Origin of the sequence: Streptococcus sp. oral taxon 061 (genome assembly GCF_964211575.1) — a bacterium.
Lineage (GTDB): Bacteria > Bacillota > Bacilli > Lactobacillales > Streptococcaceae > Streptococcus.
In genome coordinates, this window is sequence record NZ_CAXOQQ010000001.1 from 207,508 (window position 1) to 233,181 (window position 25,674).

28 protein-coding genes are annotated in these 25,674 nt (G+C 40.7%); 19 read left to right on the top strand and 9 right to left on the bottom strand.

Translation table 11 applies throughout. The features are described from left to right. The first annotated feature begins 25 nt into the window (after positions 1–25). From mvk to tig, 8 genes are all read left to right on the top strand, one after another. Positions 26–904, top strand: coding sequence for a mevalonate kinase (mvk, locus tag AB8E63_RS01035; protein WP_006147980.1), 879 nt, complete (start codon positions 26–28; stop codon positions 902–904). Continuing rightward, a complete protein-coding gene (gene mvaD / locus AB8E63_RS01040; RefSeq protein WP_006147981.1) occupies positions 886–1,839 on the top strand; it encodes a diphosphomevalonate decarboxylase in 954 nt (317 codons plus the stop codon). The genes mvk and mvaD overlap by 19 nt, the downstream gene beginning before the upstream one ends. Beyond that, positions 1,826–2,839, top strand: coding sequence for a phosphomevalonate kinase (locus AB8E63_RS01045; protein WP_368909538.1), 1,014 nt, complete (start codon positions 1,826–1,828; stop codon positions 2,837–2,839). Before mvaD ends, AB8E63_RS01045 begins: the two co-directional genes overlap by 14 nt. Then, complete coding sequence (fni, locus tag AB8E63_RS01050) at positions 2,817–3,818, top strand: type 2 isopentenyl-diphosphate Delta-isomerase (RefSeq protein WP_006147983.1); 1,002 nt, start codon at positions 2,817–2,819, stop codon at positions 3,816–3,818. Before AB8E63_RS01045 ends, fni begins: the two co-directional genes overlap by 23 nt. 98 nt (positions 3,819–3,916) lie before the next feature. Continuing rightward, positions 3,917–4,615 carry a cell wall-active antibiotics response protein LiaF gene (gene liaF / locus AB8E63_RS01055; protein ID WP_006147984.1) on the top strand — a complete coding sequence of 233 codons (699 nt, stop codon included), beginning with the start codon at positions 3,917–3,919 and terminating at the stop codon, positions 4,613–4,615. Beyond that, complete coding sequence (locus AB8E63_RS01060) at positions 4,612–5,601, top strand: sensor histidine kinase (RefSeq protein WP_006147985.1); 990 nt, start codon at positions 4,612–4,614, stop codon at positions 5,599–5,601. Before liaF ends, AB8E63_RS01060 begins: the two co-directional genes overlap by 4 nt. 18 nt (positions 5,602–5,619) lie before the next feature. Then, complete coding sequence (locus AB8E63_RS01065) at positions 5,620–6,252, top strand: response regulator transcription factor (RefSeq protein WP_006147986.1); 633 nt, start codon at positions 5,620–5,622, stop codon at positions 6,250–6,252. Positions 6,253–6,364: 112 nt separating this feature from the next. Continuing rightward, positions 6,365–7,648, top strand: a complete 1,284-nt coding sequence (gene tig, locus AB8E63_RS01070) for a trigger factor (protein WP_368909539.1) — start codon at positions 6,365–6,367, stop codon at positions 7,646–7,648. Between the two features lie 45 nt (positions 7,649–7,693). On the opposite strand, the gene AB8E63_RS01075 is transcribed toward tig, so the two are convergent. From AB8E63_RS01075 to rnhC, 3 genes are all read right to left on the bottom strand, one after another. Further along, positions 7,694–10,060, bottom strand: coding sequence for an ATP-dependent RecD-like DNA helicase (locus tag AB8E63_RS01075; RefSeq protein ID WP_368909540.1), 2,367 nt, complete (start codon positions 10,058–10,060; stop codon positions 7,694–7,696). 89 nt (positions 10,061–10,149) lie between these two features. Continuing rightward, positions 10,150–10,764 (bottom strand): signal peptidase I, encoded by a 615-nt coding sequence (lepB, locus tag AB8E63_RS01080; protein WP_006152198.1) that lies wholly within the window; start codon positions 10,762–10,764, stop codon positions 10,150–10,152. A gap of 4 nt (positions 10,765–10,768) precedes the next feature. Beyond that, complete coding sequence (gene rnhC, locus AB8E63_RS01085; protein ID WP_368909541.1) at positions 10,769–11,650, bottom strand: ribonuclease HIII; 882 nt, start codon at positions 11,648–11,650, stop codon at positions 10,769–10,771. Positions 11,651–11,736: 86 nt separating this feature from the next. Here rnhC and zapA point away from each other — a divergent pair, with 86 nt between their 5' ends. From zapA to AB8E63_RS01105, 4 genes are all read left to right on the top strand, one after another. Continuing rightward, positions 11,737–12,039 (top strand): cell division protein ZapA, encoded by a 303-nt coding sequence (zapA, locus tag AB8E63_RS01090; protein WP_004252047.1) that lies wholly within the window; start codon positions 11,737–11,739, stop codon positions 12,037–12,039. Beyond that, a complete protein-coding gene (locus AB8E63_RS01095) occupies positions 12,036–12,584 on the top strand; it encodes a CvpA family protein (protein WP_254733595.1) in 549 nt (182 codons plus the stop codon). The genes zapA and AB8E63_RS01095 overlap by 4 nt, the downstream gene beginning before the upstream one ends. A gap of 109 nt (positions 12,585–12,693) precedes the next feature. Further along, positions 12,694–15,030, top strand: a complete 2,337-nt coding sequence (locus AB8E63_RS01100; protein ID WP_368909542.1) for an endonuclease MutS2 — start codon at positions 12,694–12,696, stop codon at positions 15,028–15,030. Between the two features lie 199 nt (positions 15,031–15,229). Beyond that, positions 15,230–16,126, top strand: a complete 897-nt coding sequence (locus tag AB8E63_RS01105; RefSeq protein WP_368909543.1) for a TDT family transporter — start codon at positions 15,230–15,232, stop codon at positions 16,124–16,126. Between the two features lie 85 nt (positions 16,127–16,211). On the opposite strand, the gene AB8E63_RS01110 is transcribed toward AB8E63_RS01105, so the two are convergent. The 5 genes from AB8E63_RS01110 to AB8E63_RS01130 all read right to left on the bottom strand — a co-directional run bounded on the left by AB8E63_RS01110 (position 16,212) and on the right by AB8E63_RS01130 (position 18,798). Then, positions 16,212–16,751 (bottom strand): DUF3278 domain-containing protein, encoded by a 540-nt coding sequence (locus AB8E63_RS01110; protein WP_049494196.1) that lies wholly within the window; start codon positions 16,749–16,751, stop codon positions 16,212–16,214. 26 nt (positions 16,752–16,777) lie between these two features. Then, positions 16,778–17,104 carry a hypothetical protein gene (locus AB8E63_RS01115; RefSeq protein ID WP_049494195.1) on the bottom strand — a complete coding sequence of 109 codons (327 nt, stop codon included), beginning with the start codon at positions 17,102–17,104 and terminating at the stop codon, positions 16,778–16,780. Between the two features lie 10 nt (positions 17,105–17,114). Further along, complete coding sequence (locus tag AB8E63_RS01120; protein ID WP_049494194.1) at positions 17,115–17,657, bottom strand: DUF3278 domain-containing protein; 543 nt, start codon at positions 17,655–17,657, stop codon at positions 17,115–17,117. Between the two features lie 15 nt (positions 17,658–17,672). Continuing rightward, positions 17,673–17,867: a helix-turn-helix transcriptional regulator gene (locus tag AB8E63_RS01125; RefSeq protein WP_036757040.1), complete on the bottom strand. Its 195-nt coding sequence runs from the start codon at positions 17,865–17,867 to the stop codon at positions 17,673–17,675. 121 nt (positions 17,868–17,988) lie between these two features. Next, positions 17,989–18,798, bottom strand: coding sequence for an amino acid ABC transporter substrate-binding protein (locus AB8E63_RS01130; RefSeq protein ID WP_368909544.1), 810 nt, complete (start codon positions 18,796–18,798; stop codon positions 17,989–17,991). Between the two features lie 231 nt (positions 18,799–19,029). Between AB8E63_RS01130 and AB8E63_RS01135 the strand changes: the two genes are divergently transcribed. From AB8E63_RS01135 to brnQ, 5 genes are all read left to right on the top strand, one after another. Continuing rightward, positions 19,030–19,635 (top strand): nitroreductase family protein, encoded by a 606-nt coding sequence (locus AB8E63_RS01135; RefSeq protein ID WP_368909545.1) that lies wholly within the window; start codon positions 19,030–19,032, stop codon positions 19,633–19,635. A 9-nt stretch (positions 19,636–19,644) separates the two neighbouring features. Beyond that, positions 19,645–21,045, top strand: a complete 1,401-nt coding sequence (pepV, locus tag AB8E63_RS01140; protein ID WP_368909546.1) for a dipeptidase PepV — start codon at positions 19,645–19,647, stop codon at positions 21,043–21,045. A gap of 52 nt (positions 21,046–21,097) precedes the next feature. Continuing rightward, on the top strand, positions 21,098–21,688 hold the full coding sequence (locus AB8E63_RS01145; RefSeq protein WP_368909547.1) for a uracil-DNA glycosylase family protein: 591 nt from the start codon (positions 21,098–21,100) through the stop codon (positions 21,686–21,688). Next, positions 21,685–21,966, top strand: a complete 282-nt coding sequence (locus tag AB8E63_RS01150) for a rhodanese-like domain-containing protein (RefSeq protein ID WP_024053841.1) — start codon at positions 21,685–21,687, stop codon at positions 21,964–21,966. Before AB8E63_RS01145 ends, AB8E63_RS01150 begins: the two co-directional genes overlap by 4 nt. A 165-nt stretch (positions 21,967–22,131) precedes the next feature. Next, entirely contained in the window at positions 22,132–23,457 is a 1,326-nt protein-coding gene (gene brnQ / locus AB8E63_RS01155; protein ID WP_368909548.1) for a branched-chain amino acid transport system II carrier protein, read from the top strand. A gap of 37 nt (positions 23,458–23,494) precedes the next feature. Here brnQ and AB8E63_RS01160 read toward each other — a convergent pair whose 3' ends face one another. Next, a complete protein-coding gene (locus AB8E63_RS01160; protein WP_254724612.1) occupies positions 23,495–24,031 on the bottom strand; it encodes a DUF1307 domain-containing protein in 537 nt (178 codons plus the stop codon). 132 nt (positions 24,032–24,163) lie between these two features. Here AB8E63_RS01160 and AB8E63_RS01165 point away from each other — a divergent pair, with 132 nt between their 5' ends. Together AB8E63_RS01165 and AB8E63_RS01170 are read left to right on the top strand one after the other, a co-directional pair. After that, entirely contained in the window at positions 24,164–25,201 is a 1,038-nt protein-coding gene (locus AB8E63_RS01165) for a M42 family metallopeptidase (RefSeq protein WP_368909549.1), read from the top strand. Between the two features lies 1 nt (position 25,202). Continuing rightward, a complete protein-coding gene (locus tag AB8E63_RS01170; protein WP_368909550.1) occupies positions 25,203–25,673 on the top strand; it encodes an HIT family protein in 471 nt (156 codons plus the stop codon). Position 25,674: the final 1 nt, after the last annotated feature.

Below are 25,674 nucleotides of genomic sequence, written 5' to 3' on the forward strand. Positions count from 1 at the left end.
GCTTTTCGTCTGATAGTAGGATTAAATGACAAAAGAAGTTGGTGTCGGTCAGGCACATAGTAAAATTATTTTAATAGGAGAGCATGCAGTCGTTTACGGCTATCCAGCCATCTCTTTGCCTCTTTTAGAGGTTGAAGTGACTTGTCGGGTGGTTCCAGCAGCGACACCATGGTGTCTTTTTGAAGAAGACACCTTGTCCATGGCAGTTTATGCTTCCCTAGAGTATCTGAATATCAAAGATGCTTACATCCGTTGCCAAATTGACTCAGCTATTCCAGAAAAACGTGGAATGGGTTCTTCGGCAGCCATTAGCATTGCGGCTATTCGCGCTGTATTTGATTATTACCAAGCAGAACTACCGCGAGATGTGTTAGAAATTCTGGTCAATCGCGCTGAGATGATTGCCCATATGAATCCTAGTGGATTGGATGCTAAGACCTGCCTTAGTGACCAGCCTATTCGTTTTATCAAGAATGTTGGTTTTGAAGAACTAGCCATGGACTTGTCGGCTTATCTGGTCATTGCAGATACAGGAGTCTACGGACACACTCGTGAAGCTATTCAGGTTGTAGAGAGCAAGGGTAAGGAAGCTTTACCTTTCTTGTATGCACTTGGAGAGTTGACCCAGCAAGCAGAAGAAGCAATAAAAGCAAGAGATGCCGTGATGCTGGGAGAGATTTTAACAAAAGCGCATGGAAATTTAAAAGAAATAGGAGTTAGTAGCCTTGAGGCTGATGCCTTGGTGGAAACTGCTCTTCAACATGGTGCTTTAGGTGCTAAGATGAGTGGTGGTGGTTTAGGTGGCTGTATCATAGCCTTAGTAGCCGACTATCACCAAGCTCAAGATTTAGCTGAAAGATTAGAAGAGAAAGGAGCTGTTCAGACATGGATCGAAAGCCTGTAACAGTACGTTCCTATGCCAATATTGCTATTATTAAATATTGGGGAAAGAAGGCAGAAAAAGAGATGGTTCCTGCGACTAGCAGTATCTCTCTGACTTTAGAAAATATGTATACGGAGACGACACTTTCTCCTTTACCAGCAGATGCAACCGCTGATGCCTTTTACATCAATGGTCAGTTGCAAAACGAAGCTGAGCATGCCAAGATGCGTAAAATCATTGACCGCTACCGTCCTGAAGGAGCAGGGTTTGTTCGTATCGATACTAAGAACAATATGCCAACAGCAGCAGGCCTTTCTTCAAGTTCCAGTGGTTTATCTGCCTTGGTCAAAGCTTGTAATGCATATTTCCAACTTGGACTGAATCGCAGAGAATTGGCCTTGGAAGCTAAGTTTGCATCGGGTTCTTCATCTCGTAGTTTTTATGGCCCCTTGGCAGCCTGGGACAAGGATAGTGGAGAGATTTATCCTGTCGAAACTGACTTGAAACTAGCTATGATTATGTTGGTCTTGGAAGACCAGAAAAAACCAATTTCCAGTCGAGATGGGATGAAGCTTTGTGTCGAAACTTCTACGACTTTTGATGAGTGGATTCGTCAATCTGAACAAGATTACAAGGATATGTTAGTCTACCTCAAGGAAAATGACTTTAAGAAAGTTGGAGAATTGACAGAGAAGAACGCCTTGGCTATGCATGCTACGACAAAAACTGCAACTCCATCCTTCTCTTATCTGACAGATGCTAGTTACGAGGCAATGGATTTTGTTCGTCAGCTTAGAGAAAAAGGAGAATCTTGCTACTTTACCATGGATGCAGGGCCTAATGTAAAGGTTCTTTGTTTAGAAAAAGACTTTGAACATTTATCAGAACTTTTAGGTCAACGCTATCGCTTAATCGTTTCAAAAACAAAGGATTTGAGCCAAGATGACGATTGTTAAAACTTGTGGGAAGCTCTATTGGGCTGGGGAGTATGCCATTTTAGAACCAGGACAGTTGGCGCTAATAAAGGCTATTCCCATCTATATGACGGCTGAGATTAAAGCGTCTAATGTTTATCGACTCTACTCAGATATGTTTTCCTATAGTGTAGACTTGCGACCAGATTCTTCATATGCCTTGATTCAAGAAACAGTTGCCTTGGTGGAGGAGTATCTAACTGCCCAAGGAGTTGAACTGCATCCTTTTTCTTTAGACGTTCGTGGGAAAATGGAGCGTGAGGGCAAGAAGTTTGGCCTAGGTTCTAGTGGTAGTGTAGTTGTCTTGGTTATCAATGCCATGCTTGCTTTTTATGAAAGACCAGCCGAAATAGACCTTTTGTTTAAACTGGCGAGTGCTGTACTTCTGAAACGTGGGGACAATGGCTCCATGGGGGACATTGCCTGTATCGTATCAGAAGACCTCGTCCTCTATCAGTCATTTGACCGTGAGAAAGTGGCACAATGGCTAGAAAAGGAAGAACTGCAAGCTGTATTAGCACGTGATTGGGGCTTTTCTATTAGGAGTGTTGAACCAGCTTTGAAATTTGATTTTCTGGTTGGTTGGACCAAGGAAGTGGCTGTATCAAGTCATATGGTTAAGCAAATCAAGGATAATATGAATTCTAGATTTTTACAGGCTTCGAAAGAAACAGTAGCTAACTTGGTAAAGGATTTGGAGGTAGGTCAAGAAGAAACCATTATTGACTTGCTGGAACAAGCCAGCCAACTTTTAGAAGGCTTGAGTTCAGAAATTTACACACCTTCGCTCAGACAACTAAAAAATGCCAGCCGAGATTTGAAAGCTGTTGCTAAAAGCAGTGGTGCTGGTGGTGGAGACTGTGGGATAGCACTTAGTTTTGACCAAGATTCGACCACATTACTGAAAAAACGCTGGGCTGATTTAGGAATTGAGCTCTTGTATCAAGAAAGGATGGAACATGACGACAAATCGGAAGGATGAACACATCCGCTATGCCCTTGAACAAAACAGTACTTATAATAGTTTTGATGAAGTTGAACTGATTCATTCTTCGCTACCCTTATATGACTTAGATGAAATTGATCTTTCGACAGAATTTGCAGGGCGAAAATGGGACTTTCCTTTTTATATCAATGCCATGACGGGTGGAAGCGATAAGGGGAGAGAAATCAATCAAAAGCTGGCTCAGGTGGCAGATGCTTGTGGGATTTTATTTGTGACGGGCTCATACAGCGCTGCACTCAAGGATCCTTCAGATGACTCTTTTTCAGTCAAAACTAGTTACCCTAACCTCCTACTTGGAACCAATATTGGCTTAGACAAACCTGTAGAACTAGGATTACAAACAGTTAAAGAGATGAATCCCCTTCTATTACAAATTCATGTTAATGTCATGCAGGAATTACTTATGCCAGAGGGTGAACGTCAATTTAGATTATGGCAACATAATCTTTCAGATTATGTTGAGCAAATCTCTGTGCCACTTGTTTTAAAAGAAGTCGGCTTTGGCATGGATGTGAAAACCATTGCTAAGGCTTATGAGATGGGAATACGAACCGTTGATTTGTCTGGTCGTGGGGGAACGAGCTTTGCCTATATCGAAAACCGTCGCAGTGGACAGCGTGACTACCTAAATGACTGGGGTCAATCGACCATGCAAGCTCTTCTAAATGCCCAAGACTGGAAAGACAAGATGGAACTTTTGGTTAGTGGAGGAGTTCGCAATCCACTAGATATCATCAAATGCTTAGTGTTTGGAGCCAAGGCAGTTGGTCTATCACGCACTATGTTAGAGCTGGTTGAAAATTACTCTGTTGATGTCGTTATTTCCATTATTGAAAGCTGGAAGGAAGACCTACGCTTGATTATGTGTGCCCTTAATTGTAAAAAAATTGAGGATTTGCAAGAGGTCGACTATCTCTTATATGGAAAATTAAAAGAAGCAAAAGACCAAATGTAAAGAAAGAGGTCGGGATTTTAGTCCCGACCTCTTTATCATTCCTCAGACTGATGTGACTTTTGGGATTTGTGATACAATTAAATAGAGAGGTCGGTTACATGCGAAAATTTCAAATTTTTCTATTTATTGAAGCTTGTTTATTGACAGGAGCTCTGATTATGATGGTATCAGAGCATTTTTCCCGTTTTCTACTGATATTGCTCTTGTTTTTACTGCTGATTCGATATTATACTGGAAAACAGGGGAACAATTTTATTTTAGTGGCAGTGAGCATCCTATTTTTCTTTATCATCATGCTCAATCCCTTTGTCATTTTAGCCATCTTTGTGGCCTTGATATACAGCCTGTTCCTACTTTACCCTATGATGAACCAGGAAAGAGAAGATACCAATCTGTTTTTTGAAGAAGTAGTGACGGTAAAGAGGGAGAAAAATCGCTGGTTTGGGAATCTCCACCATTTTTCAAGTTACCAGACTTGTCGTTTTGATGATATCAATCTCTTTCGCCTTATGGGGAAGGATACCATTCATCTAGAGCACGTGATTTTGAGCAATCATGATAATGTCATCATCTTGAGAAAACTGGTCGGCACAACCAGAATTATCGTACCAGTGGATGTGGAAGTCAGCCTTAGTGTTAATTCTTTGTATGGAGATTTAACCTTTTTTGACCAGCCTAAACGTGCTTTGCGTAATGAGCAATTTCATCAAGAAACCAGAGATTATCTCAAGAGTCCTAAGAGTGTTAAGATTCTTTTGACAACTATGGTTGGAGATGTTGAGGTGGTGAGAGGATGAAAAAGCAACCCTATATTTTAATTGGTCTCACCTCATTTCTCTTTGTTGCTTTTCTATTTCGAAGCATTTTTAAGGTCTTAGATTTGGAATGGACTTCTCTTTTCCAAGATTTAGAAAAGACAGAAAAAGTCCTATTTCTAGCTTTGATGTTTAGTCTTGCTCTAGCCTTTTTATTGGTCTTGTTTTGGACAATGGTTGATGAAATTTCAAGAAGAAGAATCCAAGCAAATCTTAAACGTCTGCTAGCAGGTAAAGATATTAAAAGCCTTGGAGATGCTGATTTAGACGCAAGTTTTAGAAATCTATCAGGCAAGCTTGGTTTATTGACAGAAGCCATTCAAAAAGCGGACAATCAAGCCTTGGTCAAGGAAGAAGTGATTATTGAAAAGGAGCGCAAGCGAATCGCGCGTGACTTGCATGATACGGTTAGCCAAGAAATTTTTGCTGCCCATATGATTTTATCAGGACTCAGTCAACAAGCTTCCAGATTAGACAAAGAGAAGATGCAGACACAACTCCAGAGTGTGACAGCTATTTTGGAGACAGCCCAGAGAGATTTGCGTATCCTACTCTTGCATTTACGGCCAATTGAACTGGAACAAAAGAGTCTAGTTGAGGGGATTCAGTTGCTTCTCAAAGAATTGGAAGAAAAAAGTGAACTCAAAGTCAGTTTTAAATATCAGGTAGACGAATTGCCTAAAAAGATTGAGGAGCATGTCTTTCGTATCGTCCAAGAATTGATTAGTAACACTCTCCGTCATGCCCAAGCTTCTTGTCTAGATGTTTATCTTTATCAAACGGAAACTGAATTGCAGTTGAAGGTAGTAGACAATGGTCTCGGTTTTCAGTTAGATGATGTTGATGAACTAAGCTATGGACTACGCAATATCAAAGAACGAGTGGAAGATATGGCAGGGAGCATACAACTATTAACAGCACCCAAGCAGGGTTTGGCAGTGGATATTCGGATCCCCTTGCTTGATTGACGAACAAAAGGAAATAAAATGAAACTATTATTAGTAGATGACCACCAAATGGTGCGTCTTGGATTAAAAAGTTATTTTGAACTACAAGATGATGTAGAGGTTGTTGGAGAAGCAACTAATGGCGCAGAAGGGATTTCCATGGCCTTGGAGCTTCGTCCAGATGTGATCGTCATGGATATTGTTATGCCTGAAGTCAACGGAATTGACGCAACTCTAGCTATTCTCAAAGAATGGCCGGAGGCTAAAATTTTGATTGTGACTTCTTATCTAGACAATGAAAAAATCATGCCAGTCTTAAATGCTGGAGCTAGGGGTTATATGCTCAAGACATCAAGTGCCGATGAGTTGTTCCATGCTGTTCAAAAGGTGGCAGCTGGAGAGCTAGCTATCGAACAAGAGGTGAGTAAGAAAGTAGAATACCACCGCAATCATATGGAACTTCACGAAGAATTAACTGCGCGAGAACGCGATGTCCTTCAACTGATTGCCAAGGGCTATGAAAATCAGCGCATTGCAGATGAGCTCTTTATCTCCCTTAAGACAGTTAAAACCCATGTCTCCAATATCCTAGCCAAACTTGAGGTCAGTGATCGTACCCAGGCAGCAGTTTATGCTTTTCAACATCATCTGGTGGGTTCTGATGAATTTTAAGAGACATAGGATGTAACTGAAGCATGGACGAAAAGCGCATCCATTACTTGAAAAAGTTCGCTACTATGTGGTATAATGGACTGTATTAAAAATTTTAAGGAGAAATGACAGAATGTCTGTATCATTTGAAAACAAAGAAACAAACCGTGGTGTCTTGACTTTCACTATCTCTCAAGACCAAATCAAACCAGAATTGGACCGTGTATTTAACTCAGTAAAGAAAACTCTTAACGTTCCAGGTTTCCGTAAAGGTCACCTTCCACGTCCTATCTTCGACCAAAAATTTGGTGAAGAAGCACTTTACCAAGATGCAATGAACGCTCTTTTACCAGACGCTTATGAAGCAGCTGTTAAAGAAGCAGGACTTGAAGTAGTTGCTCAACCAAAAATTGATGTAACATCAATGGAAAAAGGTCAAGACTGGGTTATCACTGCAGAAGTTGTTACAAAACCTGAAGTTAAATTGGGTGAATACAAAAACCTTGAAGTATCAGTTGATGTAGATAAAGAAGTAACTGACGCTGATGTTGAAGAGCGTATCGAACGTGAACGCAACAACTTGGCTGAATTGGTGATCAAAGAAGGTGCTGCTGAAAACGGCGACACTGTTGTTATCGACTTTGTTGGTTCTATCGACGGTGTTGAATTTGACGGTGGAAAAGGTGAAAACTTCTCACTTGGACTTGGTTCAGGTCAATTCATCCCTGGTTTCGAAGACCAATTAGTTGGACATTCAGCTGGTGAAACTGTTGACGTTATCGTAACATTCCCAGAAGACTACCAAGCAGAAGACCTTGCAGGTAAAGAAGCTAAATTCGTAACAACTATCCACGAAGTTAAAGCTAAAGAAGTTCCAGCTCTTGACGATGAACTTGCAAAAGATATCGACGAAGAAGTTGAAACTCTTGATGAATTGAAAGAAAAATACCGCAAAGAATTGGCGGCTGCTAAAGAAGAAGCATACAATGATGCCGTTGAAGGTGCAGCAATCGATAAAGCAGTTGAAAACGCTGAAATCGTAGAACTTCCAGAAGAAATGATCCACGAAGAAGTTCACCGCTCAGTAAATGAGTTCCTTGGAAACTTGCAACGTCAAGGTATCAACCCTGACATGTACTTCCAAATCACTGGAACTACTCAAGAAGACCTTCACAAACAATACGAAGCAGAAGCTGAGTCACGCACTAAGACTAACCTTGTTATCGAAGCAGTTTCGAAAGCTGAAGGATTTGACGCTACTGAAGAAGAAATCCAAAAAGAAATCGAGCAATTGGCTGCAGACTACAACATGGAAGTTGCTCAAGTACAAAGCTTGCTTTCAGCTGATATGTTGAAACACGATATCACAATCAAAAAAGCTGTTGAATTGATCACAAGCACTGCAACAGTAAAATAATTTGAAAAGATAAAAAACCACCGGATTCGGTGGTTTTTTGGTGCTTTATTTTCCGAAAAACTCATCAAGGTCATCTTGACTAATTCCAATCATAGCTGGGATACTAGTCCAGTTTTCTTCGGTCAGGATGTAAGGTTGATGAGGATCAATCTGGTTTTCTGTTTCATGAATTGGCTCATTTATTTCTTCAGAGCTTTCAGTTAAGTCGCTGAAACGTTCAATCAGATAGGTTTTTCGAGCTGTTCCGATATGTTTAGTCGCATAATCAAAGGCTTGAAGTTCACCGAGTAGAATGAGTTTGCTTTTAGCCCGAGTAATAGCAGTGTAGATGAGGTTACGCTCCAGCATGCGCTTGCTAGCACTGGTGATGGGAAGAAACACAACTGGGAATTCACTCCCTTGAGATTTATGGATACTCATGGCATAGGCAAGACGAATCTTGTACCATTCATTACGAGGATAGGAAACCTCGTTCCCATCAAAATCAATCATCATTTCATCTTGTTTAGATTCAGTGTATTTAGCAGGAATGAGGTCCGTGATGTAGCCTAGGTCTCCGTTAAAAACGTTGACTTCTGCATCGTTAACCAAATGAATGACCTTATCTCCACTACGATACTGAAACTGACTTGCCTCAAAACTAATCTGTCCCTTTTGAAGAGGATTGAGCAGTTCTTGCATGAGTTGATTGATGGCATCGATTCCTGCTGCTCCCCGATACATAGGAGCTAGAACTTGGATGTCTCGTGCAGGGATGCCACTTCTGATGGCAGCGTCTAGGATTTTTTCAATGGTCGCTGGGATCTGGTTACTAGCGATTTCAAAGTAGGAACGGTCTGCTTTTTTCTGAGTGAAATCTGCAGGTAAAATCCCCTGACGAATCTGACTCGCAAGTGTGACAATGGTTGATTCTTCGCTCTGGCGGTAAATTCGTTCCAAACGTGTTTGCGGAATACTTGGAATTTGGAGTAAGTCAGCCAGAACTTGACCTGGGCTAACCGATGGCAACTGATCACTATCTCCAACGATGAGAATTTTACTAGTAGAGGAGATATTTGAGAAGAGTTGATTGGCTAGCCAAGTATCTACCATAGAGAACTCGTCTACGATGATAAAGTCAGCATCTAGATAATCTTCTAAATGGCTTGTGTCGTCGTCACCAGTCATACCCAAGTGGCGGTGAATGGTTGCACTAGGCAAGCCTGTTAGTTCATTCATGCGACGAGCAGCACGACCAGTTGGAGCAGCAAGGAGAATCGGTAGATTACTTTTCTTTCGAAGGTCCAGTCCTTCTAATAGAGCATAGACAGCAATAATCCCATTGATAACAGTGGTTTTTCCAGTACCAGGTCCGCCAGTCAGGATAAAGACCTTGTTTTGGATAGCATCGCAGATTGCCTGTTTTTGAATGGCATCGTATTGAATACCTAATTCTTCTTCCACAATTGCGATCTGCTCCTGGATGATTTCTGTTTCTTGTTTATCGGTTTCTTCTTTTTCAAGGATACGAATGAGGTGATTGTGAATCCCTTCTTCTGCAAAAAAGAGACTGTTATCAAAGATTTTGGTGTCAACTTGTTGGACTTTTTCTTCTCCAATGAGATTGGACAATTCTTGAGCAAGTTGACTTGGTTCTAGTTCTACAGGACGTGAGGATTCCAGTAGATTTAGAGTCTTTTCTAATAAGTCTCTAGCTTCAACATAAGTATCCCCGCTCTCCATACAAGCGTTTAAAAGGCTATGAATGAGTCCTGCTCGGAAACGTTCAGGTGCCTGGCTTTCAATGCCCAGTTCTTGCGCCAATTGGTCAGCGATGGTAAAACCCAATCCCTTGATATCTTCTACCAACTGGTAAGGATAGTTCTCAACGATATCGATGGTTTCCTCTTTGTAGGTATCCTGAATTTGAATAGCTAATTTATTAGGAATGCCATAGTTGGCAAGCTTGGCCAAGACCATTTCTGTACCGTAGTTGAGACGGAGTGTGGATACAAAGGCCTCACGACTTTTAGAAGACAGCCCTGAGATAGTCTCAAGTTTTTCAGGATGTTCTAGGATTTCATCGATAGTATTTTCCCCATAGAGTTCCACAATCTTTTGGGCAGTTTTGAGACCAATCCCCTTGAAATGGCTGCTAGAGAAATATTTGACCAATCCCTTACTAGTTGGTTTTGCTCTTTCGTAACGGGAAATCTGCAGTTGTTCTCCGTATTTGGAGTGTTGGACAATCTGCCCCCAGAAAGTGTATTCTTCTCCCTCGATAACATCAGCCATGGTCCCTGTAACAATGATCTCGAAATCATCAAAGTCCTCAGCATTGGTATCATCTATATCTAAAAGGAGAATACGGTAAAAGTTGCTGACATTTTCAAAAATAATACGTTCAATCGTACCTGTAAAATAGACTTCCATATAATTCCTTTACATTCCTGAATGAAATCTATCATTCAGAATAGAATGAGAAGAGGCTGAGATTTATATTTCTCGGCCTCTTAGTGTTCTTAAAATGTTCCGATACGTTTGAGTGGCCAGAAACGGAATTTAGCCTCTCCAATGATATCTTTTGCTTTAAAAGTACCAACATGTCGACTGTCACTAGATACCAGACGGTCATCACCAAGTAGGAGGTATTGTCCCTCTGGAACAGTGAAGGTAAAGCTAGTATTGAAGTTAACATCTAAGGTAAAGGCATCAGCTTTTTCAGCAAGACTTCTGAAGTACTCGCCTTTTTTCCCATCCCAGCTATCTCCGGTATAGGTTGATTGGAGTTTATCCTCTTTAAAGCGTTTGAGATAATCTGCTAGGTAAGGCTCATCGGTTTCTTGATTGTTGATGTAGAGCTTATCATTTTCGTAACGGATGGTATCACCTGGCAATCCGATGACTCGCTTCACGATATCTTTATTCCCTTCATCCTCATGAGCGACAACTATATCAAAGCGATCGATAGGGAGATGTTTGACAACGAAGAGAATTTCTCCATCAGCTAGAGTAGGGTCCATAGAGTGTCCTTCTACACGAACATTGCTCCAGAGAAAGAGACGGCTGAGACCTACTAATGCAATAATCAGGAAGAAAATTCCCCACTCTTTTAAAAATATTTTAAAATAATTCATACTTTTACCTTTCTAGAAGTTGCTTGGCTTTTTCTGTGTTTTTAAAATGCAGCTTTGCACAGAAGCCGAGCCCTTTCATTCCATATGCTTGAAGGATTTGGCTAGCTACCTTGTCAGAAGCAGCTCCAGCACCACTTGGAAGTTGATAGCCTAACTCTCGTCCTAAGTTTTCAAGATTTTCTAGGAAGAGATCACGCGCAATGATGGAGCTAACTGCAACAGCCAAGTACTTGCCCTCAGCTTTTTCCTCTAGCGTGACTGGATTAGGAAAATGATTGGCTTCATTTTTTAGATATTTTTCATAATTTTGTGAGCTGGTAAAGGCGTCAATAACAATTTTTTCAGGCTCAACTCCCTTTTGAAGGAGGAGAAAGATTGCTTGATTGTGAAGAGCTACCTTGACAGAAACAGCATTATAGCGTTCTCCAATGACTTCGTTATACTTACTTGGCGAAAGAAGGAGTGCTTGATGCTGAATCTTCTCCTTAAGAAGGGGAGCAAGCTGACGAATCTTTTGGTCAGTTAGTGTTTTAGAATCTCCAACCCCGAGTTTTCGTAAAAAGTCATGCTGATCAGGAGTTACAAATGACGCCACTACAGCCAGACCACCGAAATAGGAACCATTTCCAACCTCATCTGTTCCAATCAAGGGGAAATTTTGCCCGCTAACTACTTGTGCTTCTTGATAACCAAAAAAGCTAGCATAGCTTTCAGCAGCTTCTCCTTGCAAGAGGACTTTCCCAGATGTATAGACGGAAACACTGGCTTGAGGAAGTTTTAAAAAGTAGCGAATATAGGGATTTTTACTAGGAGTGAGTGCATGTTCATGCTTTTGAATAAAAGCCTGAATTTCCTTTTCACTCGGAGTTAATGTGATACTTGCCATAGTCTCTATTGTACCATAAAAGCGCTAGAATTGGTAAAAACTGACAAACTAAGTGAAATTTGGTATAATATCTTGAGGTGAATTTTATGGCAAATTTAAATCGATTCAAGTTTACATTTGGGAAAAAAACATTAACGCTGACAACTGAACATGACAATCTTTTCATGGAGGAGATTGCTAAAGTTGCGACGGAAAAGTATGAAGCAATCAAAGAACAAATGCCTGGAGCTGATGATGAGACAGTAGCTATTCTCTTAGCGGTTAACTGCTTGTCAACACAGCTCAGCCGTGAGATTGAATTTGATGATAAGGAGCAAGAGTTAGAATCGCTCCGTTATAAAGTGGTTGCGGCTAAACAAGAGCAGAGTAAGATTGAGGATTCCCTATGATTTCCATTCTACTCTTATTAATCCTTGCTTGGAGCTTTTATATTGGCTACCGCAGAGGAATTATTTTGCAAGCATATTATCTTGTAGCAACGATTGTCTCTGCTTATTTTGCAAGCAAATATTACCTAGCTTTAGGGCAGAAGTTCAATTTATTAATCCCTTATGCTAATCCGCAGGAAGGACAGGGAACTTTCTTTTTCCCATCCAATCAACTTTTCCATCTAGATAAGGTTTTTTATGCAGGTGTCGGCTTCCTCTTAGCCTTTACGATTTTTTACTGCATCGGCCGTTTGCTTGGTCTTTTTCTAAACCTAGTACCAAGTAAGATACTTGATGGGAAATACTACCGTATCGGTGCGGGTGTGCTATCAATCGGTGTGACCTTGTTTGTCCTCCAGATGATGCTAACGATTCTCGCGACTGTGCCATTACAAATTGTTCAAAATTCACTTGAAAATAGCTTTGTAGCTAGACATATCATCCAAAGCATTCCATTCACAACTAATTTTATTAAACAGCTTTGGGTTACTAAATTAATCGGATAAAAAGGGCGGGAACTATTCCTAGCCTTTTGTTTACAATTTCGAAAAGTAAGAGATTGATTTAAAGAGTTAAAGATAAGAAAAGCCATAACTTTTATACTAAGGAAATAAGATGAATACAAAAATACTAGAAACGTTAGAATTTAACAAGGTCAAGGCTTTATTTGAGCCTCATCTTTTAACGGAACAAGGACTAGAACAGTTAAAAGAGCTAGTCCCAACAGATAAAGCTGATAAAATTAGACAGGCCTTTGCAGAGATGAAGGAGATGCAAGAACTCTTTGTTGAGCATCCTCATTTCAGCATTTCGGCAACAAAAGATATTGCAGCTACCTGCAAACGTTTGGAGATGGGTGCTGATCTCAACATAGAGGAATTTCTCCTTCTCAAACGTGTCATCTTTGCCAGCCGTGAACTGAAAAATTTCTATGATAATCTTGAAAATGTCCGCTTGGACCACTTGGCAAATTGGTTTGAGAAACTTCATGATTTTCCACATCTGCAGGGTAATCTCCAAGCCATCAATGAAGCTGGATTTATTGAGAATTTTGCTAGTGAAGAACTAGCACGAATCCGTCGTAAAATCCATGATAGCGAGAGCCAAGTTCGCGACGTCTTGCAAGAACTTCTCAAACAAAAGGCTCAGATGTTGACAGAAGGTATCATCGCTAGTAGAAATGGTCGCCAGGTTCTTCCTGTCAAAAACACCTATCGTAATAAGATTGCCGGTGTGGTTCATGATATTTCTGCCAGCGGGAACACTGTCTATATCGAACCGCGTGAAGTAGTCAAGCTGAGTGAGGAAATTGCTAGTCTTCGTGCAGACGAACGCTATGAGATGATGCGTATCCTGCAAGAACTCTCTGAACGAGTAAGATCGCATGCGGCTGAAATCGCAAATGATGGCTGGATTATTGGACATTTAGACTTGATTCGTGCTAAGGTGCGCTTTATCCAAGAGACAGGAGCAGTAGTTCCTCAAGTCTCTGAGGACCAGGAGATTCAACTCCTTCATGTTCGTCATCCCTTGGTGCAAAATGCTGTTGCTAATGATGTACACTTTGGTAAAGATCTAACAGCCATCGTCATCACTGGTCCCAATACGGGTGGTAAGACCATTATGCTCAAAACCTTAGGTTTGACGCAATTGATGGCTCAGTCAGGTTTGCCGATTTTGACCGATAAGGGAAGTCGTGTGGGAATTTTTGAGGAGGTCTTTGCGGATATTGGAGACGAACAATCCATCGAACAAAGTCTTTCAACCTTCTCTAGTCACATGACTAATATCGTTGATATTCTCGGTAAGGTTAACCAAAACTCGCTCTTGTTACTAGATGAGCTTGGAGCAGGAACAGATCCCCAAGAAGGTGCAGCCCTTGCCATGTCTATCCTAGAGGACTTGCGCTTGCGTCAGGTCAAGACTATGGCAACCACTCACTATCCTGAACTCAAGGCCTATGGGATTGAAACGGCTTATGTTCAGAATGCCAGCATGGAGTTTGACACAGCTAGCTTACGCCCAACTTATCGCTTTATGCAAGGCGTACCTGGTCGAAGTAATGCCTTTGAGATTGCTAAACGTCTCGGCTTGTCAGATGTCATTGTAGGCGATGCCAGCAAGCAGATTAATCAAGACAATGATGTCAATCGCATTATTGAACAATTGGAAGAGCAGACGCTGGAAAGCCGTAAACGTCTTGAGAATATTCGCCAAGTCGAGCAAGAAAACCTCAAGATGAACCGTGCGCTTAAAAAACTCTACAACGAGCTTAATCGTGAGAAGGAAACAGAACTCAATAAGGCGCGTGAGCAAGCTGCGGAGATTGTTGACTTAGCTCTGGCAGAAAGTGATGATATTCTTAAAAATCTTCACAGCAAATCTCAACTAAAACCACATGAGATTATCGAAGCCAAGGCTAAACTCAAGAAGTTAGCACCTGAAAAAGTTGATCTTTCTAAAAATAAGGTCCTCCAAAAGGCTAAGAAAAAACGAGCTCCAAAAGTTGGGGATGATATCATCGTTTTAAGCTATGGTCAACGAGGTACCTTGATCAATCAACTCAAGGATGGTCGCTGGGAAGCTCAAGTTGGATTAATTAAGATGACCCTTGAGGAAAGAGAGTTTGACTTGGTTCAGGCTCAGCAAGAAGCACCAGTCAAGAAAAAACAAGTCAACGTTGTCAAGCGTGCTGCTGGTAAAGCACCACAGGCTCGACTGGACCTCAGAGGCAAACGCTATGAGGAAGCTATGGAAGCCTTGGACGCCTTTATCGACCAATCCCTACTCAACAACATGGCTCAAGTGGACATCATCCATGGTATCGGTACAGGAGTCATCCGCGAAGGAGTAACCAAATACCTTCAAAGAAACAAGCAAGTCAAGAGCTTTGGCTATGCGCCACAAAATGCAGGTGGTTCTGGAGCGACTATCGTTACCTTTAAAGGCTAACCAAACTATAGAATAAAATGTCAAAAGAGTACCTATCAAGTGATAAGTACTTTTTTTGATGAATATATTTTAATCATTATTCTTAGTGAGTATTTTAAAAAGGGACAATCGTTTTATAGCCAAAAAAAATTGATGAAGTCTTGTCTAGCTGAGCTTTATTTATGCTATACTGATAGTAACGTCATTTTCGGAGGTTGGTATGAAAAAACTCCCCTTAGCCTTTTCAGGTTGCTTATTGGGATTGGCTGGAGCAGGAAATCTCATCTTGGATATTTTTCCGCTTTTATCACACATCTTTAGTTTGTCAGGTTTGATTTTATGGTTTTATTTTTTGGTGAGCCACCTCAATAACTGGCATGAAAGTAAGCAAGAATTAAAGAAAGCCCCTGTTTTGTCAGGAATGGCAACCTTTCCCATGGCAGGGATGATTTTATCAACGTATTTATTACGAATCTTACCCCCGAACATGAGCATTGTTGCTCAGATTCTCTGGTGGTTTGCTTTTCTTCTAGATGTTTACCTCATCTTATACTTTACAAAGAACTATGTCTTGGTTAAACAAAGGGCCAGTGCAACACCAACTTGGACGGTTCTTTATGTAGGAATAGCAGTAGCAAGTTTGACCTACCCCGTGGTGGGCGTTGTTGGGATTGCCTATGGAGCTTGGATTTTTGGTTTTATCTTAACCCTTATCCTTTACCCTCTAATTTATCAAGATTTGAGGAAAAATCCATTACCGCTCGCTTTGTTGGGGCAAGAAGGAATCTATTGTGCTCCATTTTCTCTCCTTTTGGCAGCATTAGTAAGAGTAGGAGGACACAGTCTTCCTAGTTGGATTTTACTAGTTATGATCCTTGCATCACAGACCTTCTTTTTCTTTGTCCTTAGTCGCTTGCCAAGGATTTTAAAACAAGGCTTCCAACCTTCTTTTTCAGCCCTAACTTTCCCTACCATCATCACAGCAACTTCATTGAAAATGTCCCAAGGCATTCTGCAGTTTTCGGTCCTCAACCTCCTCGTTTGGTTAGAGATTATCATTTGTTTAACAATCCTCATCTACGTATTAGTAGAGTATATACGATATTTAAGGAGCTAAAAGACCCCCTAGCACGGAGAAGTGTTAGGGGTTTGTTTTTTCTGTTAGGTTCAAATCTATTATAACCAACAATCCAAGTAGTTTCTTACTTTTCCTTATGTAGTGATAAAAAGCTGTAGACCATAGTCCCAAAGATGGCTCCAATACTAAGACCAAAGACAAGTAAGGGAATCATTATCTCTGTTTGGATGATTTTTTCCAAGAAAGTTGAAAGGGACATCTGTTGAACGAAGAGTTTATGAAAGAGCAACAGAGCAAATAAGCCAATCTCAATACTTATAAATACCAACCAACTACGAACTTTTATTTGGCGTTTGCTGTAGGTTTTGTAGATGATTTCTGATTTGTCATCCTTTTCAAGATGAAGCTCTTGTACGGCTCTTTGAGCTTTTATACTCATGAACAGAATGAGTCCAAAATAGAGGTAGGGCATAAGCGATCGAACAATTTCTATAAAGCGTCCGAACAAAATATAGAACAGGAAGAGAAAGAAGGAAGAGTAAAAGATTTGGACCATGGAACGGGCGCAAGCCTTGTAGATAACCTCTTGACGGCATTCGTCAAAAGGCCCTTGTATATGAAAGAAATTTCGAAGTAAGCGAGTTGTTAAGTCTTCTTTTTGCATGGATAATTTCTCCTAAATGAACGATGTTACTTTGTTGCTTTTACGAATTGATAGAGATAATAAAGATAAGTGGTAGAAGAAAGGCTAGCGATAATTAATAATAAATAATATTTCCAATCGCTTGAAATAACCGTCAGTTGTGGCAAGGATATAATCATAAAGCATAGTGCTAAGTTGAGTATGCGCGTTTTTTGGGAATCTATCTTTAGATAAGTCAGTCCTTTGTTGAGTGCTGGAACAAAGACAAGAACAAGGACTATTTCGTAGATGGGCAAGTTCCCTGAAATGATGATGAAGGCGAGTAGAGAACTGAACAAAAGATGATAGGTAAGTAACGTTACTAGTGATTTCATAAGGTACCTCCTAATCCTCATCCGGATCTTTCTTAGTTTTTGCAATGCGACGGGAGATGAGGAACTGTATGCTTGCTCCGAAGAAGATAGAACCGAGAATGCTTGATACACCATTTCTTATAGTGAGAAGAGAATTAAAATAGTCCGGACTTTCACCTATGAGTATACTGAGAAGAGGAGTTATAAAAAACATCCATAGACCAAAGAACAAACCTGCTTTAAGACCTGGGTAGTGTAGTTGCTTACTTTCTTTCTCACTCAGCATATCTGGTTCAATAGTTGTAATCCCTGTTTTTTGCATTTGATAGGTGAGATAGCTAGCAGCGATGAGGGCAATCACTAAAATCAGAGGAGGATAGACCAGAGCCACTAGTTGAGGAAATTTATAGGCTAGAAGGAGTGGAATAAGATTTCCGAAAATCATCAGATAAAAGAGGATGATAAAGACTTGGTTACCGATACGATCGGCCTCGCGCCGTTTGTATTCGTCAAGGGGCTCAGAAATGCCGTATGTGCGTTTGATCAGTTTTTCAGTAAAGGTTTCTTTTTTCATGAGTTTGCTCCTTTTTTAAAAATCATCCTCCCAAAAGAGACTGTTGAGGTCAGTTTGGAGGCTGCGGGCGAGATTGAGACAGAGTTCCAGGGTTGGATTGTACTTGTCGTTTTCAATCATATTGATGGTTTGTCTCGAGACACCGATATCCTTGGCGAGCTCAAGCTGGGACATGCCCAGTTTCTTGCGGAATTCTTTCACACGATTCATGCTTCCTCCTTTTTAGATTGTGTCACATATATTTGACTATAGTATATTCTTTTGAAAATAAAATGTCAACTATTTTTGACATATTTTTTGCTAGAAAAAAAGATTGGCCTAGCCAATCCTTTTATTTTAATTCTGATGCATCTGGTAGGTAGGAACCACCGAGATAGGTTTTGCTAAGTTTTTCAAGGGTTCCGTCTTGGTAGAGTTCTTTGAGAACCTTGTCAAATTGTTCTTTAAATTCTTTTTGATCGCTTGAGAAGATAATGTAGTTATTTGGATTGTCATTGCTCTCCAAGTCGACTACGTTCAAGTCTAATCCTCGGTCTTGGATAATCTTTTGAACAGAGATTTTATCAAAGATTAGGAAGTCAAATTCACCATTGGTGAGGTCAGTCAGGCGTTTAGCGACATCCTCACCAGAGTATTGGATGGTGGCAGGATTGTCGGAGTGGCTTTGATTCCAGTCTGTAACAACCTTGGCAGTAGAAGTTCCAGTGTCATCCTGAGTAGTTTTACCAGCGATGTCTTGAAGAGAGGTAAGAGCCTTGTCTTTTCTGCTCACGAGAACCAAAGGATTTTTTGCGATTGGGAGTGAGTAGAGGTATTTGTCGGCTCTCTCTTTGGTGTAGCTCAAGTTGTTGGCAGCAGCTTGGTAACGGCCAGCATCAACTCCAGGGAAGATACTCTCCCAAGCTGTTTTTTGAAATTCAATCTTGTATTGATCTAGTTTTTCATCGACCGCTTTTAAAACTTCAACATCATATCCAGTCAAATTACCATCTTTTTCAAAATCAAAAGGAGGGATGTCTCCAGCAGTTGCTACGACAATGGTTTTAGGGCTAGTAGTAGAAGTTGAAGCACTATCCTGTTTAGATTGCCCACAGGCCACCAACAAGGGACTAATGGCTAATAATAAGAATAATTTTTTCATGTGTGTCTCCTTTACTTAATGGTATCTAGCTTACCAGACAATCAATCAAATAGCCAATATATATTTTTTATGGAAGTGATAGAAAAATATTATAATTTTCAGTTAGAGTTTGTAATCTAAAATTTAAATCAGATAAGAAAAAGATAATTTAGGCCACAAATGAAAAATCTCTGCAAGCTCTTTCAGAATGTGGTAAAATGGAAGCAGTAGAAATAGAAAAGGAAATCAATTATGAAATTTCTTGAGTTAAATAAAAAACGTCATGCGACAAAGCACTTTATTGATAAACCAGTTGATCCTAAGGATGTTCGAACAGCTATTGAAATCGCAACCTTGGCACCAAGCGCTCACAACAGTCAGCCTTGGAAGTTTGTTGTGGTTCGTGAGAAAAATGCTGAACTAGCAAAATTGGCTTACGGTTCAAACTTTGAGCAAGTAGCATCTGCCCCTGTAACCATTGCCTTGTTTACAGATACTGACCTAGCTAAACGAGCTCGCAAGATTGCCCGTGTTGGTGGAGCAAAGAACTTCTCAGAAGAACAACTTCAGTACTTTATGAAAAATCTTCCAGCAGAGTTTGCGCGTTACAATGAACAACAAATCAGTGACTACCTAGCCCTTAATGCAGGGTTGGTTGCGATGAACTTAGTCCTTGCATTGACTGACCAGGGAATCGGATCAAGCATTATCCTTGGTTTTGACAAATCAAAAGCCAATGAAGTCTTGGAAATTGAAGAACGCTTCCGTCCAGAACTTTTGATCACAGTAGGATACACAGACGAGAAATTGGAACCAAGCTACCGCTTGCCAGTAGATGAAATTATCGAAAAAAGATAGGAAGTAAAAATGACAGTTATTGATTTTACAGCAGAAGTAGAAAAACGTAAAGAAGCCCTCTTGGCTGACTTGTTCAGCCTTTTGGAAATCAACTCAGAACGCGATGACAGTAAGGCAGATGCGCAGCATCCTTTTGGACCTGGTCCGGTAAAAGCTTTGGAGAAATTCCTTGAAATCGCAGACCGTGATGGTTACCCAACAAAAAATGTCGACAACTATGCAGGACATTTCGAGTTTGGTGAAGGGGAAGAAGTTCTCGGAATCTTTGCCCACATGGACGTAGTGCCAGCAGGTAGTGGATGGGATACTGATCCTTACACTCCAACTATCAAAGATGGTCGTCTCTATGCGCGTGGTGCTTCAGATGATAAGGGTCCTACAACTGCTTGTTACTATGGTTTGAAAATCATCAAAGAATTGGGACTTCCAACTTCTAAGAAAGTTCGCTTTATCGTCGGAACTGATGAAGAATCAGGTTGGGCAGACATGGACTACTACTTTGAGCATGTAGGACTTGCGAAGCCAGATTTTGGTTTCTCTCCAGATGCTGAATTCCCTATTATTAATGGTGAAAAAGGAAATATCACAGAATACCTCCACTTTGCTGGTGAAAACAAGGGTGCAGCTCGTCTTCACAGCTTCACAGGTGGTTTGCGTGAAAACATGGTGCCAGAATCAGCAACGGCAGTTGTTTCAGGTGACTTGGCTGATTTGCAAGCGAAACTAGATGTCTTTGTTGCAGAGCACAAGCTTAGAGGAGACATTCAAGAAGAGAATGGTAAGTACAAGGTTACAATTATCGGTAAATCTGCCCACGGTGCTATGCCTGCTTCAGGTGTCAATGGTGCAACTTACCTAGCCCTCTTCCTCAGCCAATTTGCCTTTGAAGGAGCTGCAAAAGACTTCCTTGACATTGCAGGAAAGATTCTCTTAAATGACCATGAAGGCAAAAACTTGAATGTGGCTCATGTGGATGAAAAGATGGGTGCCCTTTCTATGAATGCTGGTGTCTTCCGCTTTGATGAAACAAGTGCTGACAATACCATTGCCCTTAACTTCCGTTATCCAAAAGGAACAAGTCCAGAGCAAATCAAGTCAGTTCTTGAAACCTTGCCAGTTGATTCAGTTAGCCTTTCTGAACATGGTCACACACCTCACTATGTACCAATGGAAGATCCGCTTGTCCAAACCTTGTTAAATGTTTATGAAAAACAAACAGGTCTTCAAGGGCATGAACAAGTTATTGGTGGCGGAACATTTGGCCGTCTCTTAGAGCGTGGTGTAGCCTACGGTGCTATGTTCCCAGATTCTATCGATACCATGCACCAAGCCAACGAATTTATCGCCTTGGATGATCTCTTCCGTGCAGCAGCCATCTACGCTGAAGCTATCTATGAATTGATCAAATAATGCTATAGAAGTCTGAGATTTTATGCTTAGACTTCTTTTTGGAGGAGAGTAGATGTCTCAAATCGAAAGAATCAAACAAGCCATCATGGCTGATCCACAAAATCAACACTATACTGAGCAAGGAATCGAACCTCTCTTTGCTGCTCCCAAAACTGCTCGTATCAATATCATTGGGCAGGCACCTGGTCTCAAAACCCAAGAAGCAGGACTTTACTGGAAGGATAAAAGTGGCGACCGCTTGCGAGACTGGTTGGGTGTGGATGAGGATACTTTTTATAATTCAGGTTATTTTGCAGTCATGCCCATGGATTTCTATTTTCCAGGACATGGGACATCTGGTGACTTACCGCCCAGACCTGGTTTTGCAGAAAAATGGCACCCTAAACTTTTGAAAGAATTACCAGATATTCAATTGACGCTCTTGATTGGGCAGTATGCCCAGTCCTACTATCTGCATGAGAAAGTCAGTGGCAAGGTGACAGATCGGGTTCGTCACTATCAGGATTACTTACCAGAATTTTTCCCTCTGGTGCACCCGTCACCTCGGAACCAAATCTGGATGAAAAAGAATCCTTGGTTTGAAGCAGATGTTTTGCCTGACTTGAAAGAAAGAATTCAAAAAATTCTCGGAGAAGAAAAATGAAAGAAATTACTTTTAATGATTTTTACCATCTATACCAGAAAGAGTCGCTTTCTGTATTAGATGTGAGAGAAGTAGAGGAATTTGAGACTCTTCATTTAGAAGGCGCTCGTAATTTACCTCTCAGCCAATTAGCTGATACTTATAAACAACTAGATAAGGATAATCTTTACTACGTGATTTGTAAATCAGGAATGCGTTCAGCACGCGCTTGTCAATTTTTAGCAGAACAAGGATATGAGGTTATCAATGTCCAAGGTGGCATGGATGCCTTAGAATAAGAAAGAACTCCCTTTAAGACCGAAAATAAGAAAGGTTTTAAAGGGAGTTTATTTGCTCTAAAAATCAGAAAATTGAAAACATTTTAAAATTATTCCGAGATAGCCTTTTCAAGCCTTTAATCATGTTATACTAAGAAAGTATTTTATTTTATATAAGGAGAGTTTATGGCTAAAAAAGGTGCTTTAACAGGATTACTCCTGTTTGGAATATTTTTTGGTGCGGGTAATTTGATTTTCCCCCCTACCCTAGGTGCTCAATCTGGGGAACACTTTCTCCCTGCCATTGCAGGATTTGTACTTTCAGGTGTCGGACTTGCCGTCTTGACCTTGATCATCGGGACCTTAAATCCTAAGGGATATATCTATGAGATTTCTACAAAGATTTCCCCTTGGTTTGCAACGATTTATCTAGCAGTTTTGTACTTGTCGATTGGTCCATTCTTTGCCATTCCACGTACTGCAACAACTTCTTATGCAGTAGGGATTAGTCCCCTCTTAGCAGATGCTGATAAAGGTCTAGGCTTGATTGTCTTTACCCTTATCTACTTTGTTGCAGCATTCTTAATCGCGCTTAATCCTTCAAAGATTTTGGATCGTATCGGTCGTGTTTTGACACCAGTTTTTGCCCTCTTAATTATCATCTTGGTAATCCTTGGAGCCCTCAAATATGGTGGAAATGCTCCTCAAGCAGCTACAGCAGCTTATCAAGCTTCAGCATTTGGAGCAGGATTCCTTGAAGGATATAATACTCTAGATGCTCTCGCATCTGTTGCCTTTAGTGTAATCGCGGTTGAAACCTTGAAACAACTTGGATTTTCGAGTAAGAAAGAGTACATCTCAACCATTTGGGTAGTCGGAATTGTAGTAGCGCTTGGCTTTAGTGCTCTATACATTGGTCTAGGTTTCCTTGGAAATCACTTCCCAATGACAGAAGAAGCGATGAAGGGTGGAACTCCAGGGGTTTATATCTTGTCACAAGCGACCCAAGAAATCTTTGGTTCAACAGCTCAATTATTCCTAGCAGCCATGGTAATAGTAACTTGCTTCACAACGACTGTAGGTTTGATTGTTTCAACTGCTGAATTCTTTAACGGACGTTTCCCACAACTTAGCTATAAGGTTTATGCGACTGTCTTTACCTTGATTGGTTTTGCAATTGCCAACCTTGGTCTTGATGCAATCATCAAATATTCTATCCCTGTCCTAGTTATCTTGTATCCAATTACCATTGTGATTGTTATGATTGTGATTGTGAACAAGTTTGTACCACTTTCAAAACCAGGCATGCAATTGACGATGGGTCTTGTTACAGCTATTGCCGTAGCTAGTGTCTTGGGAAGTTCATTTGAAGTGACCTTCCTTGCCAACATTGTGAATGCTCTACCATTTGCTAAGGCTTCATTGCCATGGTTAGTACCAGCGATCATTGGGATTTTACTTTCTCTTGTTCTTCCAAATAAGCAAAAGAGTGAAGCTTTTGAGATGGAATAAAAAAAATCTTGGCTTATGCCAAGGTTTTTTATTACTCTTAGTTCGTTTTTTCAGTATATCCAAGGTCCTCAAGCATCTTTTTAGTTTTTGAAAAACTCACTCGTTTTCCAGCTCCTGAATATTCATTAGGCATTGCTTTTTTCATCTCATCAAGATTGACTACAGTCATGTCAATGACCATGGTATGGATGACTTTTCCATCTTTGAATTCGATATTTTGTGTAACACCTTTGATTCCCTCATACCCTTTATAAGTTTTCACGATAAGTTCTTTAAGCTCATCAGCGCTCTTATTGAGTATCTCAGGTTCAAAAACATTATAAACTTCTTGTTTCATAACGTCATCACCCTCAACAGTATATGTCAAGGTAGAATGTCTTCCTGGATTGCTGTCATGAACAAAGACTACAGTTTTTGATTCAGCTTTCTTTTCTGTAGTTTCAGCTTCAGTCGTTTTTACCTCAGTTGTCTCTGCTTTTGAGGAGTTAGAAGTTATTGATGATTGTTTAGAACATCCCAACAAGAATGCCAACGGTAAGGCTAAGAGAAGCGTCATTTTGAAATATCTGTTCATATTTTTTCCTTTCATCATAAGAACTTTTTTCATTATATCATAAAATACTTTTGCAATCAAAGTATTTTCGTTTTTCCTTTTTACACATACTCAGATGGGAAAAGTGATATAATGGTAAGAAGAGGTGAAGAAATGAATCAAACTGTAGAATATATCAAAGAACTAACTGCTATCGCGTCGCCAACTGGTTTTACACGTGAGATTACGAATTATTTGGTTGAGACTCTTGAAAAACTAGGTTATCAACCAATCCGTACTGCCAAAGGTGGTGTCAACGTTACTGTCAAAGGAAAAAATGACGAGCAACAGCGTTATGTGACCGCCCATGTGGATACCTTGGGAGCTATCGTTCGCGCTGTTAAACCAGATGGTCGTCTTAAAATGGACCGTATTGGTGGCTACCCTTGGAATATGATTGAAGGCGAAAACTGTACAGTTCATGTGGCTAGTACAGGTAAAACGGTATCTGGAACGATTTTGATCCACCAGACTTCTTGTCATGTATACAAGGACGCTGGAACTGCTGAACGCACGCAGGACAATATGGAAGTGCGTTTGGACGAAAAAGTGACCAATGAAAAAGAAACACGCGCACTTGGTATTGAGGTTGGTGACTTTATCAGCTTTGACCCACGAACTGTCGTAACTGAGACAGGCTTTATCAAATCGCGTCATTTGGATGATAAGGTCAGTGCAGCTATCCTTCTAAATCTCCTTAAAGTCTATAAGGAAGAAGGGATTGAACTTCCTGTCACTACGCATTTTGCCTTCTCGGTCTTTGAAGAAGTGGGGCATGGTGCTAACTCAAGTATCCCAAGTCAAGTTGTCGAATATCTAGCAGTAGATATGGGAGCGATGGGAGATGACCAGCAGACGGATGAGTACACAGTGTCAATCTGTGTCAAAGATGCTTCAGGTCCTTATCACTACGAATTCCGTCAACATCTGGTTGCCTTGGCAAAAGAGCAGGACATTCCATTTAAACTAGATATCTATCCATTTTATGGTTCGGATGCTTCTGCAGCTATGTCAGCTGGAGCAGAAGTCAAACACGCCCTTCTCGGAGCGGGTATTGAGTCTAGTCACTCTTACGAGCGAACTCATATTGATTCTGTTCTTGCTACTGAGCGTATGGTAGACGCTTACCTCAAGAGTGAGTTGGTGGACTAAGATGTGCTTGATTTGTCAACGAATTGAATGGATAAAGTCAGGGGATAATCCCTACTTTGTGAAAGAACTGGAAACAGGCTATGTTGTCATTGGAGACCACCAGTATTTTGAAGGCTATACTCTATTCCTGGCAAAGGAGCATGTGACAGAATTACACCATATGGATACTCCTGTCAAACTACGATTTTTAGAGGAAATGAGCCTAGTTCAGGAAGCTGTCTCTAAGGCCTTTTCTGCTCAAAAGATGAATGTAGAGTTGTTGGGAAACGGTGATGCACATGCCCACTGGCATATTTTTCCGAGACGAGAGGGTGATATGAAGGGACACGGTCTTAATGGTCGTGGTCCAGTTTGGTGGGTTCCTTGGGAAGAAATGGTCGCTGAAGAATATCAGGTTAAGGGAAGCAAATTAGAAGGTTTGGTTGAAACCTTATCTGAAACTTTGGACCAAATGATAGAAATGAAAGGATAAA

Bases quoted from the DNA above. Each gene is read 5' to 3' on its own strand.
- mvk (WP_006147980.1), top strand. From the start codon at position 26: ATGACAAAAGAAGTTGGTGTCGGTCAGGCACATAGTAAAATTATTTTA.
- mvaD (WP_006147981.1), top strand. From the start codon at position 886: ATGGATCGAAAGCCTGTAACAGTACGTTCCTATGCCAATATTGCTATT.
- AB8E63_RS01045 (WP_368909538.1), top strand. From the start codon at position 1,826: ATGACGATTGTTAAAACTTGTGGGAAGCTCTATTGGGCTGGGGAGTAT.
- fni (WP_006147983.1), top strand. From the start codon at position 2,817: ATGACGACAAATCGGAAGGATGAACACATCCGCTATGCCCTTGAACAA.
- liaF (WP_006147984.1), top strand. From the start codon at position 3,917: ATGCGAAAATTTCAAATTTTTCTATTTATTGAAGCTTGTTTATTGACA.
- AB8E63_RS01060 (WP_006147985.1), top strand. From the start codon at position 4,612: ATGAAAAAGCAACCCTATATTTTAATTGGTCTCACCTCATTTCTCTTT.
- AB8E63_RS01065 (WP_006147986.1), top strand. From the start codon at position 5,620: ATGAAACTATTATTAGTAGATGACCACCAAATGGTGCGTCTTGGATTA.
- tig (WP_368909539.1), top strand. From the start codon at position 6,365: ATGTCTGTATCATTTGAAAACAAAGAAACAAACCGTGGTGTCTTGACT.
- AB8E63_RS01075 (WP_368909540.1), bottom strand. From the start codon at position 10,060: ATGGAAGTCTATTTTACAGGTACGATTGAACGTATTATTTTTGAAAAT.
- lepB (WP_006152198.1), bottom strand. From the start codon at position 10,764: ATGAATTATTTTAAAATATTTTTAAAAGAGTGGGGAATTTTCTTCCTG.
- rnhC (WP_368909541.1), bottom strand. From the start codon at position 11,650: ATGGCAAGTATCACATTAACTCCGAGTGAAAAGGAAATTCAGGCTTTT.
- zapA (WP_004252047.1), top strand. From the start codon at position 11,737: ATGGCAAATTTAAATCGATTCAAGTTTACATTTGGGAAAAAAACATTA.
- AB8E63_RS01095 (WP_254733595.1), top strand. From the start codon at position 12,036: ATGATTTCCATTCTACTCTTATTAATCCTTGCTTGGAGCTTTTATATT.
- AB8E63_RS01100 (WP_368909542.1), top strand. From the start codon at position 12,694: ATGAATACAAAAATACTAGAAACGTTAGAATTTAACAAGGTCAAGGCT.
- AB8E63_RS01105 (WP_368909543.1), top strand. From the start codon at position 15,230: ATGAAAAAACTCCCCTTAGCCTTTTCAGGTTGCTTATTGGGATTGGCT.
- AB8E63_RS01110 (WP_049494196.1), bottom strand. From the start codon at position 16,751: ATGCAAAAAGAAGACTTAACAACTCGCTTACTTCGAAATTTCTTTCAT.
- AB8E63_RS01115 (WP_049494195.1), bottom strand. From the start codon at position 17,104: ATGAAATCACTAGTAACGTTACTTACCTATCATCTTTTGTTCAGTTCT.
- AB8E63_RS01120 (WP_049494194.1), bottom strand. From the start codon at position 17,657: ATGAAAAAAGAAACCTTTACTGAAAAACTGATCAAACGCACATACGGC.
- AB8E63_RS01125 (WP_036757040.1), bottom strand. From the start codon at position 17,867: ATGAATCGTGTGAAAGAATTCCGCAAGAAACTGGGCATGTCCCAGCTT.
- AB8E63_RS01130 (WP_368909544.1), bottom strand. From the start codon at position 18,798: ATGAAAAAATTATTCTTATTATTAGCCATTAGTCCCTTGTTGGTGGCC.
- AB8E63_RS01135 (WP_368909545.1), top strand. From the start codon at position 19,030: ATGAAATTTCTTGAGTTAAATAAAAAACGTCATGCGACAAAGCACTTT.
- pepV (WP_368909546.1), top strand. From the start codon at position 19,645: ATGACAGTTATTGATTTTACAGCAGAAGTAGAAAAACGTAAAGAAGCC.
- AB8E63_RS01145 (WP_368909547.1), top strand. From the start codon at position 21,098: ATGTCTCAAATCGAAAGAATCAAACAAGCCATCATGGCTGATCCACAA.
- AB8E63_RS01150 (WP_024053841.1), top strand. From the start codon at position 21,685: ATGAAAGAAATTACTTTTAATGATTTTTACCATCTATACCAGAAAGAG.
- brnQ (WP_368909548.1), top strand. From the start codon at position 22,132: ATGGCTAAAAAAGGTGCTTTAACAGGATTACTCCTGTTTGGAATATTT.
- AB8E63_RS01160 (WP_254724612.1), bottom strand. From the start codon at position 24,031: ATGAACAGATATTTCAAAATGACGCTTCTCTTAGCCTTACCGTTGGCA.
- AB8E63_RS01165 (WP_368909549.1), top strand. From the start codon at position 24,164: ATGAATCAAACTGTAGAATATATCAAAGAACTAACTGCTATCGCGTCG.
- AB8E63_RS01170 (WP_368909550.1), top strand. From the start codon at position 25,203: ATGTGCTTGATTTGTCAACGAATTGAATGGATAAAGTCAGGGGATAAT.